Below are 12596 nucleotides of genomic sequence, written 5' to 3'. Positions count from 1 at the left end.
GCGGCGGTGCCGGGCCGGGCCCGGCCCCGTCGGCGGCGCGGGGTCCGGGGCGCGATCCCGGGGAACCGGGCGTCCGCCGGGCAGGGCGGGCCCGGACCGGACCCGCGCCCCACCCGTCGGCGAGGCCGGACCGGCGGCTACGCCCCGGCCGGGGTGGTGGACTTCAGGGTGCCGTCGGGGGCGGCCAGGAGCACCGGGGTGCCCGGGCCGCCGAGGTCGCGGACGGCGGCGCGGTCCGCGTCGGCCGGAGCCTCCGCGGCGCTCACGACGGCGGCGGCCTCCAGCGACCGGGCCCCGCTCGCCACGGCCATCGCTACCGCGGTCTGCAGCGCGCTCAGCTTCAGGGAGTCGAGCTCCACCGTGCCCGCGACGTACGTCCGTCCCGTCTCGTCACGCACCGCCGCCCCCTCGGGCACCCCGTTGCGGGCCCGGGCGCTGCGCGCCAGCGTGATGATCTTGCTGTCCTCGGGGTCGATCCCGGTGCTCTCCGTCATGGTCGAAAGCATAGGGAGCCCCCGCCCGGGGCGCGCAACGCCCCCGCCGCGGCCGGGACCGGGCCCGGATCAGGGCCGGTCGAGCTTCAGCCGCTCCGCCCGCGGCAGCCCCGCCACCACCAGGTCGTAGGAGTCCTCGACGAGCTCGCGCAGCATCGCGTCGGGGATCCCGCCCACGGTGACCGTGTTCCAGTGCCGCTTGTTCATGTGGTAGCCGGGCGCGATCGCGTCGTGCTCCTCGCGGAGCCGCACCGCCAGCTCCGGCTCGCACTTGAGGTTGACCGTCAGCGGCTCGGCGTCCAGCCGGCTGAGCGCGAACATCTTGCCCTTCACCTTGAACACCGAGGTCTCCGGGGTGAAGGGGAACTCCTCCACCGCCGCGTTGAAGCCCAGACAGAACTCCCGCAGCTGCTCCGGGGTCATTCCCCCTCCTCTCCCGCGGCCTCAGCCGCGGCGACCGGTTCCACCAGTACCGTCACGATCTTGTTCCGCCGGCCCGCCGGAGCCTCGGCCGTCAGCCGCAGGGGACGGCCGTCGGGCAGTTCGACCAGGGCCGAGGCACCCGCGATCGGCACCCGGCCCAGCGCCTTCGCCAGCAGCCCGCCGACCGTCTCGACGTCCTCGTCGTCGAAGGCCTCGACCTTGAACAGTTCGCCGAGGTCGGTGATGTCCAGGCGCGCCGTGACCCGGTAGCGGTCCTCGCCCAGGTCCTCGACCGGCGGGAGCTCCCGGTCGTACTCGTCCGTGATCTCACCGACGATCTCCTCAAGGATGTCCTCGATGGTGACGATGCCGGCCGTGCCGCCGTATTCGTCGATCACGACGGCCACGTGGTTGCGCACCTGCTGCATCTCGCGCAGCAGATCGCCCGCGTTCTTGGTGTCCGGAACGAAGACGGCCGGCCGCATCGCCGTCGACACCAGGTCGGCCTCGGACTCCCGGTTGATGTGCGTCTTGCGGACCAGGTCCTTCAGGTAGACGATCCCGACGATGTCGTCCTCGTTCTCCCCGGTGACCGGGATGCGCGAGAAGCCGGACCGCAGGGCGAGGGTGGTCGCCTGACGCACCGTCTTGTAGCGCTCGATGCAGACCAGGTCGGTGCGCGGCACCATCACCTCGCGCACGAGGGTGTCACCGAGCTCGAAGATCTGGTGCACCATGCGGCGCTCGTCGTCCTCGATGAGCGACTCCTTCTCGGCGAGGTCGACCATCGCCCGCAGCTCGGCCTCGGAGGCGAAGGGGCCCTTGCGGAAGCCCTTGCCGGGGGTGAGCGCGTTGCCGACGAGGATCAGCAGCTGCGGGATCGGCCCCATGATCCTGGCGAGCGGTACCAGGACGTAGGCCGCCGCGGTCGCCGTGTTCAGCGGGTGCTGGCGGCCGATCGTGCGGGGGGAGACGCCCACGGCGACGAAGGAGACCAGCACCATCACGGCGATGGCCACGAGCAGCGCGGTCCAGTTCTCGCCGAACTCGTCGAGGCAGACGTAGGTGACGAGGACCCCGGCCGCCATCTCGCAGGTGACCCGGACCAGCAGCGCCACGTTGAGATAGCGGGTCGGGTCGCCGGCGACCTGGGCGAGCTTCTCGCTGCCGCGCCTGCCCTCCCGTACGGCCTGCTCGGCGCGGAAGATCGAGATGCGGGCGATGCCGGACTCCGCGCACGCCGCGAACCAGGCCACGACCACCAGCAGCACCGCGCCGGTGATCAGTTGCGGGGCGCTCACGAGACGGTGGGGGCCGGGGACGGGCCGGTCAGCCCGCGCTCACCGCGCCAGCTGTCCACGATGGCCGCCTGGAGGCCGAACATCTCGGCCTTCTCGTCCGGCTCCTCGTGGTCGTAGCCGAGCAGGTGCAGCACTCCGTGGACGGTCAGGAGCTGGAGCTCCTCGTCCATGGAGTGCTGCGTCGGGGCTTCCTCGCCCTGCTTCTTCGCGACCTCGGGGCAGAGCACGATGTCGCCGAGGAGCCCCTGCGGGGGCTCCTCGTCGTCCTTCGACGGCGGACGGAGCTCGTCCATCGGGAAGGACATGACGTCGGTCGGGCCCGGCAGGTCCATCCACTGGATGTGGAGCTGCTCCATGGCGTCCTCGTCGACGACGATGACGGAGAGCTCCGAGAGCGGGTGGATCCGCATCCGGGTGAGTGCGTAACGGGCGATGTCGAGGATCGCGTGCTCGTCGACCTCGGTTCCGGACTCGTTGTTGACGTCGATCGACATGGTGCGCTGGGTTCTACTTCCGCTGGTAGCCGTTGGCGGCCTGGTGGCCGTCGTCGTACTTCTCGTACGCGTCGACGATACGGCCGACCAGCTTGTGCCGGACGACATCCTCGGACGTGAGCCTCGAGAAGTGGATGTCCGGTACCCCGTCGAGGATTTCCTGGACCTGGCGCAGACCGCTCCTGGCCCCGCCGGGGAGGTCGATCTGGGTGATGTCACCGGTGATCACGATCTTCGAGTCGAAGCCTAGCCGGGTCAGGAACATCTTCATCTGCTCGGTGGTCGTGTTCTGGGCCTCGTCGAGGACCACGAACGCGTCGTTGAGCGTGCGGCCGCGCATGTACGCGAGCGGCGCGACCTCGATCGTGCCCGCCGCCATCAGCCGCGGGATCGAGTCGGGGTCGAGCATGTCGTGCAGCGCGTCGTAGAGCGGGCGCAGATACGGGTCGATCTTGTCGAAGAGGGTGCCGGGCAGGAAGCCGAGCCGCTCCCCCGCCTCGACGGCGGGCCGGGTCAGGATGATCCGGCTGACCTGCTTGGACTGGAGGGCCTGGACCGCCTTGGCCATGGCGAGGTAGGTCTTTCCGGTACCGGCGGGGCCGATGCCGAAGACGATCGTGTTCTTGTCGATCGCGTCGACGTACCGCTTCTGGTTGAGGGTCTTGGGGCGGATGGTGCGGCCGCGGTTGGAGAGGATGTTCTGGGTGAGCACCTCGGCGGGCGTCTCGGGCCCGTCGCCGTCGCCGTTCGCGCTCGCCTTGAGCATGGCGATCGAGCGTTCCACTGCGTCCTCCGTCATCGGCTGCCCGGTGCGGAGCACCAGCATCATCTCGTCGAACAGTCGCTGGATCAGAGCGACTTCCGCCGCTTCCCCGATCGCGCTGACCTGGTTGCCCCGAACATGGATGTCGGCCTTCGGGAAGGCCTTCTCGATCACGCGCAACAGGACGTCGCCCGAGCCGAGCACCGTCACCATCGGGTGCGTCGCCGGTACGGTGAAGTGCGCTCGCGCCTGCCCCGGCGCGGGGATGTGGGCTGTCGATGTCTGAGTCATGGGCCGGCACTGTGGCCTGCGCACACCTCCCGCTGAGGGGCCGCGCCGATCGGCGGCCTCCGGAGTACCAAGCGTACGTCGCCGCCGCGCCGTCCCCGAGAGGTTTTCGGCCCCTCCCCTGCCGCCGGGCGGGCTCCGCGGTCCGCCGGCTACGCGGAGTGCCGGAAACCGATGGTCGGCACGGCCCGGCGCCGGGCGGCCGGGGTCGCGGCCGGCGGGATCAGGTCGTCCAGGAAGCCGTAGCGGCCGCGCAGCGCGTGCGGGGCGGCCCGCCACCAGTGGGCCACTTCGGGCCAGCCGGGGGCGGAGAGCGACCCTCCGAACTCCTACACCGACAGGGCTGCGGTCAGCCCGGCGAAGGCCAGCCGGTCCGCCAGCGGCCAGCCCGCCAGGGTGCCGGTGACGAAGCCCGCCACGTAGACGTCGCCCGCTCCCGTCGGGTCCAGTGCCTCCACGGCGATCCCGGGGACGTGCGCACTCTCCCCGGTACGTCCGTCGACCGCGTACGAGCCCTCCGCGCCCATGGTCACCACCGCGATGGGCACCTTCCGGGCGAGTGCCCGGGCCGCCGCCCGCGGACAGTCGGTGCGCGTGTAGCGCATCGCCTCGCCCGCGTTCGGCAGGAAGGCCTCGCAGTGCTCCAGGTCGGCCAGGGCCCCCAGGTCCCACCGCCCGCTCTCGTCCCAGCCCACGTCCGCGAAGACCCGCGAACCGCGCCGGGCCGCCTCGCCGATCCACTCCTCGCCGCGGCCGGGCCCCAGGGATGCCACGGCGGCGCGGGCTCTCGGCGGGCACTGCGGGAAGGGCCCGGAGCCGGCCGGCGGCGGGGCCTCGTGGCCGTGCGAGACCATCGTGCGCTCGCCCTCGTAGGCCATCGAGACCGTGACGGGGCTGTGCCAGCCGGGGACGGTCCGGGACATGGACAGGTCGATGCCCTCGCCCTGTTCCAGGGCGTCCCAGCAGTACTCCCCGTAGTGGTCGTCGCCGAAGGCAGCGGCCAGCGAGGTGCGCAGACCCAGCCGGGCCAGGGCGGTGGCCATGTTGGCGACGCCGCCGGGACTCGAACCCATGCCGCGCGCCCAGGACTCCGTACCGCGGACCGGTGCCGAGTCCAGGCCGGTGAAGATGATGTCGAGGAAGACCGTACCGGTCAGGAAGACGTCGCAGCCCGGGTCCTCCGGGTCGCGCAGCGGACCGAGCGGGTCCACGGCTGCGGTGCGGCTGTCAGGGTCCCGACTGGTCACGGTGGTCTCCCCTGTTGATCTCGAAGGGCCGTTTCTCGGTGAAATCTGCGAGGCATCCCCACCCGGGGCGGGATCCAAACCCAGTGTGGCGCAGGTCACCCACAACGTGCCGTGCGGCCCAGGCTCGGGGAGCCGCGGAGGGTCGGGCCCGGGCACCGTGCCACCCGGGGCCGCCCGTGTCAGCCCCGCTTCGGCAGAGGCACCCGCGTCAGGTCCGCGGCCACGGTGAGTTCGCCCTCGAAACCCGCCGCCCGGGCCTGGCGCTCGAATGCGGCCGGGTCGGTGTAGCGCTGCGAGAAGTGCGTCAGCACGAGGTGCCGTACACCCGCGTCCCGCGCCGCCCGCGCCGCCTGGCCGGCGGTGAGGTGCCCGTGGTCGGTGGCCAGCCGTTCGTCCTCGTCGAGGAAGGTCGACTCGATCACCAGCATGTCGCAGCCCTCGGCGAGCTCGCTCACACCGGTGCAGAGCCGGGTGTCCATCACGAACGCGAAGCGCTGCCCGGGCCGGGGCTCGCTGACCTCCTCCAACGTGACGCCGCCGATGTGCCCGTCCCGCTGGATCCGGCCCACGTCGGGGCCCTTGATCCCGTGCCGGGCGAGCAGTTCGGGCACCATCCGGCGCCCGTCGGGCTCGGTGATCCGGTAGCCGAAGGACTCCACCGGGTGCGAGAGCCGCCGGGTCTCCAGGACGTAGGAGGCCCCGTGCGCCACGGTTCCGTCCGCGGCCACCGGCTCCTCGCGGATCGGCACGGTCTCGCGGTAGGCCGTGGCGTACCGGAGCCGGTCGAAGAACTTCTGCCCCGACGCCGGGTAGTGCGCGGCGACCGGGTGCGGGACCTGGTCGAGGTTGATCCGCTGGATCACCCCGGCGAGGCCGAGGCTGTGGTCACCGTGGAAATGGGTGATGCAGATCCGGTTGATGTCGTGCGCGGCCACCCCGGCACGCAGCATCTGCCGCTGCGTGCCCTCGCCCGGGTCGAAGAGGATGCCCTCGCCGTCCCAGCGCAGCAGGTAGCCGTTGTGGTTGCGGTGGCGGGTGGGCACCTGGCTGGCGGTGCCCAGCACCACGAACTCCCTGACGGACACGCGCTATCCCGGGGGCCACTGGAGGCCGCGGCCGCCCAGGACGTGCGCGTGGGCGTGCCATACGGTCTGGCCGGCCCCGGAGCCGGTGTTGAAGACGATCCGGTAGCCGTGGTCGTCGATCTTCTCGTCGGCGGCGACCCGTGCGGCCTCACGCAGTATGTCGGCGGCGACGCCCGGCTCGGCGGCCGCGAGCGACGCGGCGTCGGGGTAGTGCACCTTGGGGATGACGAGCACGTGTGTGGGCGCCTGCGGGTTGATGTCCCGGAAGGCGACGGTGGTTTCGGTCTCCCGGACCACGGTCGCCGGGATGGACCCCTCGACGATCTTGCAGAACAGGCAGTCGGCCTGCGGTTCCCCGGCCATTGCGCACCCTCCCGTGACGTTGATCGGTTTGGGCATCGTATCCAGCCGGGGCCGGCGGCGGGCGTGCGTTCCGGCCGGTCAGGCCCAGCGTCCCGTCAGGCCCAGCGTTTGATCAGGCCCAGCGTCCGGTCCGGGCCAGCAGGACCGCCACGGCCGCGGTGCCGGCCGTGGAGGTCCGCAGGACAGAACGGCCCAGGCGGTAGGGGTGCGCCCCCGCCGCGGCGAAGACCGCGAGCTCCTCCGGGGAGACCCCGCCCTCCGGGCCGACCACCAGGACGACGGAGCCGGTGACGGGCAGCTCGGCCGTGGCCAGGGCCTGCGAGGGGGTGTCGCGGTCCTCGTGCAGGACCATCGCCAGATCGGCGTCCGCCAGCAGCGCCGCGACCTGCTTCGTGGACAGGGCCTCGGCCACCTCCGGGAAGCGGACCCGGCGGGACTGCTTGCCCGCCTCGCGGGCCGTGGCCCGCCACTTGGCGAGGGACTTGGCCCCGCGGTCGCCACGCCACTGCGTGATGCAGCGCGAGGCCTGCCAGGGCACGATCGCGTCCACGCCGGTCTCGGTCATGGTCTCGACGGCCAGCTCGCCCCGGTCCCCCTTGGGCAGGGCCTGGACCACGGTGATGCGGAGCGCGGGCTCCTCCTCCCGCCCGGCGGCGGCGACCGCCACGACGAGTCGGTCCTTGCCCTCGGCCGCCTCGACCACCGCCTCCGCCCAGCCGCCGCGGCCGTCCGTCAGGACCACCTGCTCACCCGGGTTCAGCCGCTTCACGGACACCGCGTGCCGGCCCTCCGGGCCGTCCAGGACGAACTCCGCCCCCGCGGGGACCTCTTCGACCACGAACACCGGGGCCGTCATGACGCACTCCTCATCTTCATTTCCTTCAACATCGCCTGTGCCTGCGCCAGTTCGGCTGCCAGTACCTCCACCAGCTGCGCCGCCGGCAGCGCCCGCGCGAGCCGGTGCCCCTGGCCCGCCCACAGGGCCATGCCCTGCGGGTCGCCGGCCGCCGCGGCCGCCTTGCGCAGCCCCGAGGTCAGGTGGTGGACCTGGGGGTAGGCGGCCGGGGCGTAGGGGCCGTGCTCCCGCACGAAACGGTTGACCAGCCCCCGCGCCGGCCTCCCGGAGAAGGCCCGGGTCAGCTCCGTCCGGACGAAGAGCGGGTCGGTCAGCGCCTTCTTGTGCACGGGGTCGGCGCCCGACTCCGGACACGCCAGGAAGGCCGTCCCGAGCTGCGCCGCCGCCGCGCCGGCCGCCAGCAGGGCGGCGATCTGCGCGCCGCGCATGACCCCGCCCGCGGCGACGATCGGCAGGGCGACCGCCTCCCGTACCTGCGCCACCAGCGCCAGCAGTCCGACCGCCGCCGTGCCGTCCATCTGCGGGTCGTCCCGGTGGGTGCCCTGGTGGCCGCCCGCCTCGACGCCCTGCACGCACACGGCGTCGGCGCCCGCCCGCTGGGCGCTGCGGGCCTCCTCCGCGGAGGTCGCCGTGACGATGGTGTGGGTCCCGGCCTTGCGCAGGGCGGCGAGGACCTCGGGGGCGGGACAGCCGAAGGTGAACGACACGACCGGGACCGGGTCCTCCAGCAGGATGGCGAGCTTGGCGTCGTAGCCGTCGTCGCTGGTGCCGATGACGTCCTCCTCGGCGAGCGAGATCTCGTACCAGCTGGCCTCGCCGGCCAGCTGCCCGCGGTACGCCTCCACCGCGGCCGGGTCGACGTACCCGGTCTGCGGCATGAAGAGGTTGACGCCGAAGCGGTGCCGGGTGAGCGCCCGCACCTGCTTGATCTCCTGGTACATCCCGTCGGCGGTCTTGTAGCCGCCGGCCAGGAAACCCAGCGCGCCCGCCTCGCACACGGCGGCGACGAGCGGCGGGCAGGAAGCGCCGCCGGCCATGGGAGCCTGCACGATCGGATGGAGGGAGAGACCGTTCGCGGCGGTGGACATGGCTGCATCGTGCCACGTCCCGCCCAGGGCGCCGAATCACCGCATTCGCCTGGCATAGTCCCGTTCCCGGCGGGCGGACGGCCGGCCTCGCGGGCACGCGAAGAGCCCGGCCCGGGGTGTCCCCGGACCGGGCTCGAAAGCGGCGTCCGCCGTGCGGTCAGCGACCGTTGAAAGCATCCTTCAGACGGCTGAAGAGGCCCTGCTGGCCCGGCGCGAACTGGCCCATGGGCCGCTCCTCACCGCGCAGCTTCGCCAGCTGGCGCAGCAGTTCCTCCTGCTGGGCGTCCAGCTTGGTCGGGGTGGTGACCTCGACGTGGACGATCAGGTCTCCGCGCCCGCCGCCGCGCAGGTGGGTGACGCCGCGCCCGTGCAGCGGGATCGCCTGGCCGGACCCGGTGCCGGGCCGGATGTCGATCTCCTCCAGGCCGTCCAACGTCTCCAGCGGACATTTGGTGCCGAGCGCGGCCGCCGTCATCGGGATGGTGACGGTGCAGTGCAGGTCGTCCCCGCGCCGCTGGAAGGTCGGGTGCGCCAGTTCGTGGATCTCCACGTACAGGTCGCCGGCGGGGCCGCCGCCGGGGCCGACCTCGCCCTCGCCCGCGAGCTGGATCCGGGTGCCGTTCTCCACACCGGCCGGGATCTTGACCGTGAGGCTGCGGCGGGAGCGGATCCGGCCGTCGCCCGCGCACTCGTGGCACGGGGTCGGGACGACGGTGCCGAAGCCCTGGCACTGGGGGCAGGGGCGCGAGGTCATGACCTGGCCCAGGAAGGACCGGGTGACCTGGGAGACCTCACCGCGTCCACGGCACATGTCGCAGGTCTGCGCCGAGGTCCCGGGGGCCGCGCCCTCACCGGAGCAGGTGGTGCAGACGACGGCCGTGTCGACCTGGATGTCCTTGGTCGTCCCGAAGGCCGCCTCGTCCAGCTCCAGGTCGAGGCGGATCATGGCGTCCTGGCCGCGCCGGGTCCGCGAGCGCGGTCCGCGCTGCGAGGCCTGGCCGAAGAAGGCGTCCATGATGTCGGAGAAGTTGCCGAAGCCGCCCGCCCCGAATCCGCCGGCCCCGCCGCCGCCCGAGGAGGACAGCGGGTCGCCGCCGAGGTCGTAGACCTGCTTCTTCTGCGGGTCCGACAGCACCTCGTAGGCCGCGTTGATCTCCTTGAAGCGCTCCTGCGTCTTCGGGTCCGGATTCACATCCGGGTGGAGTTCACGCGCGAGGCGCCGGAAGGCCTTCTTGATCTCGTCCTGCGATGCGTCGCGGCGCACGCCGAGAACGGCGTAGTAGTCCGTGGCCACTTACGACTCCGCCAGGATCTGTCCGACGTAACGTGCCACTGCGCGTACCGCTCCCATCGTTCCGGGGTAGTCCATGCGGGTCGGTCCGACCACGCCGAGTTTGGCGACGGTTTCGCCGCCCGAACCGTAACCGACCGAGACGACCGACGTGGAGTTGAGCCCCTCGTAGGCGTTCTCGTGCCCGATCCTTACGGCCATTCCCGACTCGTTGGCCTCGCCGAGGAGCTTGAGGAGCACGACCTGCTCCTCCAGCGCCTCCAGCACCGGCCTGATCGTCAGGGGGAAATCGTGTCCGAAGCGGGTGAGATTGGCGGTACCGCCGATCATCAGCCGCTCCTCCGCCTCCTCGACCAGGGTTTCGAGGAGCGTCGAGAGCACGGTGGACACCGTGCCCCGGTCCTCGGCCTCGAAGGACTCGGGGAGGTCCTGGACGAGCGGGGGGACATCGGTGAAGCGCCGGCCGACGACCCGGCTGTTGAGCCGGGCCCGCAGGTCGGCCAGCGAGGCCTCGCCGAAAGGGCTCGGGCAGTCGACGAGCCGCTGCTCGACGCGCCCGGTGTCCGTGATCAGTACGAGCATCAGCCGCGCGGGGGCGAGCGAGAGCAGCTCCACGTGCCGGACGGTCGACCGGGTCAGGCTGGGGTACTGCACGACCGCGACCTGACGGGTGAGCTGCGCGAGCAGACGCACCGTACGGCCGACGACGTCGTCGAGGTCGACGGCCCCGTCGAGGAAGTTCTGGATGGCGCGGCGCTCGGGCGTCGACAGCGGCTTGACCCCCGCGAGCTTGTCGACGAAGAGGCGGTAGCCCTTGTCGGTGGGGATCCGGCCGGCGCTGGTGTGGGGCTGGGCGATGTAGCCCTCTTCCTCCAGCACCGCCATGTCGTTGCGCACGGTGGCGGGCGAGACGCCGAGCCGGTGCCGCTCGGTGAGCGCCTTGGAGCCGACCGGCTCCTCCGTCCCGACGTAGTCCTGGACGATGGCGCGCAGCACTTCGAGTCTGCGTTCGCTGAGCATCGCGCACACCTCCAGCCTGATCCGTTGCCGTGTTCTGCCGTTCGTTGGCACTCTGTGCGTTCGAGTGCCAGAGATCCCCCGCTCAGTGTACGGCCGGGTGGTGAGACCGTGGCAAGGGAGGCCCGCCAGGGTAGCGTCGCGGCATGGACGTGCATTGGGAAGAGGCGGGCTGGGAACGGCTCACCGCAAGGACCGGCCGGCGGCGTCTGCCGGTGTGGGACTGCACGGTGGGACTGGTGGTGGGGGACGGGTCCGTCCTCCTCGTCGACCCCGGATCGTGCGTGCGCGAGGGCACCGAGGTGCGGGCCGAGGCCGAGCGGCTGACGGGCCGGAGCGTGACCCATATCGCATTCACGCACGGTCATTTCGATCACGTCCTGGGCGCGTCCGCCTTCCCCGGGGCCCAGGTCTTCGGCGCGGTCGGGCTGGCCGCGCTGCTCGCCACGGGCCGCGAGGAGCTGCGCCGGGACGCGGTGCGGCACGGGCTCGCGCAGGCGGAGGCGAGCGAGGCGGTGGACCGCCTGGTGCTGCCCGACCACCAGGTGTCGGGCGAGTGGACCCTGGACCTGGGCGGGGTGCAGGTGCTGCTGGCCAACGTGGGGCCCGGGCACACCGGACACGACCTGGCCGTCTTCGTCGCGGGTGACCGCGAGACCGTGTTCTGCGGGGACCTGGTCGAGGAATCGGGCGAGCCGGTGGCCGGCCCGGACGCCGTGCCGCGGCAGTGGCCCGCGGCACTGGACCGGCTCCTGGCGCTGGGCGGCGAGGACGCACTGTACGTACCCGGTCACGGAGCAGTGGTCGACGCGCGGTTCGTGCGTGCGCAACGCGCCACACTGGCGGCCCGTTCCGGCGTGTCGTAGCGGGGAGGGCCACCGCTCTCCTAGTGTCGACCGGATGCGCGAGTACTCCCCCGACCTGACCCCGCAGTGGAAGCGCCCCAAGGCCGTCCCGGAGGTCGCCGCGGACCCGGACCTGGTCGTCGAGGTGGCGGGTACGGACTTCTGCGGCGCGGTGGTGGCCTGCGAGGCGGGGACGGTGACCCTGGAGGACCGGTTCGGCAAGCGCCGGGTGTTCCCCATGGAGCCGCGGGCCTTCCTGCTGGACGGCGCGGTGGTCACCCTGGTCCGCCCGTCGCGGGGCCCGTCGGCGCCGGCCCGGACGGCATCGGGGTCGATCGCCGTCCCCGGCGCGCGGGCGCGGGTGGCCCGAGCGGGCCGGATCTACGTGGAGGGCCGCCACGACGCCGAGCTGGTGGAGCGGGTCTGGGGCGACGACCTGCGCATCGAGGGCGTCGTGGTCGAATACCTGGAGGGCGTCGACGACCTCCCCGCGGTGGTCGCGGAGTTCGGTCCGGCGCCGGACGCCCGGCTGGGGGTGCTGGTGGACCACCTGGTGCCGGGCTCGAAGGAGTCCCGTATCGCCGCCGCGGTCGCCGCCACCTCGCCCGACGTGCTGGTGGTCGGCCATCCGTACGTGGACGTCTGGCAGGCCGTGAAGCCCTCCGCGCTGGGCATCGCCGCATGGCCGGTGGTCCCGCGCGGCCAGGACTGGAAGACGGGCGTCTGCCGCGCCCTGGGCTGGCCGGAGAACACCGGGGCCGCCTGGCAGCACATCCTGTCCCGGGTGGGCTCCTACAAGGACCTGGAGCCGACCCTGCTGGGCCGCGTGGAGGAGCTCATCGACTTCGTCACGGGTGACGGCGGGGCCTGACGCCGTCGAAGGTTTCCGAAGTCGCTCGTGTCCAGCTCGATGGCGAGCAGTTCCGGCGGCAGCGGCTCGCCGCACTCCGAGACCCGCCGGGAGCGGTGAACGGCGTCGTTACCCCGACCGGCCGGGATCGTCAGCGGGACGCACTGCGCGACGACGGGTCGGCGGCGGCC

General features: G+C 72.5%; 13 protein-coding genes and 1 pseudogene. 2 read left to right on the top strand and 12 right to left on the bottom strand.

Features of this window, described 5'->3' with window-relative positions; all coding sequences use genetic code 11:
* Positions 1–137 precede the first annotated feature (137 nt).
* The 12 genes and pseudogenes from AW27_RS22420 to hrcA all read right to left on the bottom strand — a co-directional run bounded on the left by AW27_RS22420 (position 138) and on the right by hrcA (position 10713).
* Positions 138–506, bottom strand: a complete 369-nt coding sequence (locus AW27_RS22420) for a cytidine deaminase (protein WP_370466535.1) — start codon at positions 504–506, stop codon at positions 138–140.
* A gap of 57 nt (positions 507–563) precedes the next feature.
* Positions 564–917 (bottom strand): MmcQ/YjbR family DNA-binding protein, encoded by a 354-nt coding sequence (locus AW27_RS22415; protein ID WP_037923837.1) that lies wholly within the window; start codon positions 915–917, stop codon positions 564–566.
* Positions 914–2218, bottom strand: a complete 1305-nt coding sequence (locus tag AW27_RS22410) for a hemolysin family protein (protein ID WP_037923834.1) — start codon at positions 2216–2218, stop codon at positions 914–916. The genes AW27_RS22415 and AW27_RS22410 overlap by 4 nt, the downstream gene beginning before the upstream one ends.
* Complete coding sequence (gene ybeY, locus AW27_RS22405; RefSeq protein ID WP_037923832.1) at positions 2215–2712, bottom strand: rRNA maturation RNase YbeY; 498 nt, start codon at positions 2710–2712, stop codon at positions 2215–2217. Before ybeY ends, AW27_RS22410 begins: the two co-directional genes overlap by 4 nt.
* Before the next feature lie 13 nt (positions 2713–2725).
* On the bottom strand, positions 2726–3766 hold the full coding sequence (locus AW27_RS22400; RefSeq protein WP_052030871.1) for a PhoH family protein: 1041 nt from the start codon (positions 3764–3766) through the stop codon (positions 2726–2728).
* 149 nt (positions 3767–3915) lie between these two features.
* A pseudogene (locus AW27_RS22395) lies at positions 3916–5010 on the bottom strand (PfkB family carbohydrate kinase).
* 179 nt (positions 5011–5189) lie between these two features.
* Positions 5190–6095: a ribonuclease Z gene (locus AW27_RS22390; RefSeq protein WP_037923828.1), complete on the bottom strand. Its 906-nt coding sequence runs from the start codon at positions 6093–6095 to the stop codon at positions 5190–5192.
* A gap of 3 nt (positions 6096–6098) precedes the next feature.
* Positions 6099–6458 (bottom strand): histidine triad nucleotide-binding protein, encoded by a 360-nt coding sequence (locus AW27_RS22385; protein ID WP_037923825.1) that lies wholly within the window; start codon positions 6456–6458, stop codon positions 6099–6101.
* Positions 6459–6570: 112 nt separating this feature from the next.
* Complete coding sequence (locus AW27_RS22380) at positions 6571–7314, bottom strand: 16S rRNA (uracil(1498)-N(3))-methyltransferase (protein ID WP_037923821.1); 744 nt, start codon at positions 7312–7314, stop codon at positions 6571–6573.
* On the bottom strand, positions 7311–8402 hold the full coding sequence (locus AW27_RS22375) for a nitronate monooxygenase (RefSeq protein ID WP_037923819.1): 1092 nt from the start codon (positions 8400–8402) through the stop codon (positions 7311–7313). The genes AW27_RS22380 and AW27_RS22375 overlap by 4 nt, the downstream gene beginning before the upstream one ends.
* A 157-nt stretch (positions 8403–8559) precedes the next feature.
* Positions 8560–9696 carry a molecular chaperone DnaJ gene (gene dnaJ / locus AW27_RS22370; protein WP_037923817.1) on the bottom strand — a complete coding sequence of 379 codons (1137 nt, stop codon included), beginning with the start codon at positions 9694–9696 and terminating at the stop codon, positions 8560–8562.
* Complete coding sequence (hrcA, locus tag AW27_RS22365; RefSeq protein WP_037923815.1) at positions 9697–10713, bottom strand: heat-inducible transcriptional repressor HrcA; 1017 nt, start codon at positions 10711–10713, stop codon at positions 9697–9699.
* Positions 10714–10856: 143 nt separating this feature from the next.
* On the opposite strand from hrcA, the gene AW27_RS22360 reads away from it, so the two are divergent.
* A complete protein-coding gene (locus tag AW27_RS22360) occupies positions 10857–11576 on the top strand; it encodes an MBL fold metallo-hydrolase (protein ID WP_037923813.1) in 720 nt (239 codons plus the stop codon).
* 34 nt (positions 11577–11610) lie between these two features.
* Complete coding sequence (locus AW27_RS22355; protein ID WP_037923811.1) at positions 11611–12426, top strand: DUF3097 domain-containing protein; 816 nt, start codon at positions 11611–11613, stop codon at positions 12424–12426.
* Positions 12427–12596 lie beyond the last annotated feature (170 nt).

Source organism: Streptomyces sp. PCS3-D2, from assembly GCF_000612545.2.
Classification (GTDB): Bacteria; Actinomycetota; Actinomycetes; order Streptomycetales; family Streptomycetaceae; genus Streptomyces.
This window is presented reverse-complemented; position numbering and strand designations above follow the sequence as displayed.

Bases quoted from the DNA above. Each gene is read 5' to 3' on its own strand.
- AW27_RS22420 (WP_370466535.1), bottom strand. From the start codon at position 506: ATGCTTTCGACCATGACGGAGAGCACCGGGATCGACCCCGAGGACAGC.
- AW27_RS22415 (WP_037923837.1), bottom strand. From the start codon at position 917: ATGACCCCGGAGCAGCTGCGGGAGTTCTGTCTGGGCTTCAACGCGGCG.
- ybeY (WP_037923832.1), bottom strand. From the start codon at position 2,712: ATGTCGATCGACGTCAACAACGAGTCCGGAACCGAGGTCGACGAGCAC.
- AW27_RS22400 (WP_052030871.1), bottom strand. From the start codon at position 3,766: ATGACTCAGACATCGACAGCCCACATCCCCGCGCCGGGGCAGGCGCGA.
- AW27_RS22385 (WP_037923825.1), bottom strand. From the start codon at position 6,458: ATGGCCGGGGAACCGCAGGCCGACTGCCTGTTCTGCAAGATCGTCGAG.
- AW27_RS22380 (WP_037923821.1), bottom strand. From the start codon at position 7,314: ATGACGGCCCCGGTGTTCGTGGTCGAAGAGGTCCCCGCGGGGGCGGAG.
- AW27_RS22375 (WP_037923819.1), bottom strand. From the start codon at position 8,402: ATGTCCACCGCCGCGAACGGTCTCTCCCTCCATCCGATCGTGCAGGCT.
- hrcA (WP_037923815.1), bottom strand. From the start codon at position 10,713: ATGCTCAGCGAACGCAGACTCGAAGTGCTGCGCGCCATCGTCCAGGAC.
- AW27_RS22360 (WP_037923813.1), top strand. From the start codon at position 10,857: ATGGACGTGCATTGGGAAGAGGCGGGCTGGGAACGGCTCACCGCAAGG.
- AW27_RS22355 (WP_037923811.1), top strand. From the start codon at position 11,611: ATGCGCGAGTACTCCCCCGACCTGACCCCGCAGTGGAAGCGCCCCAAG.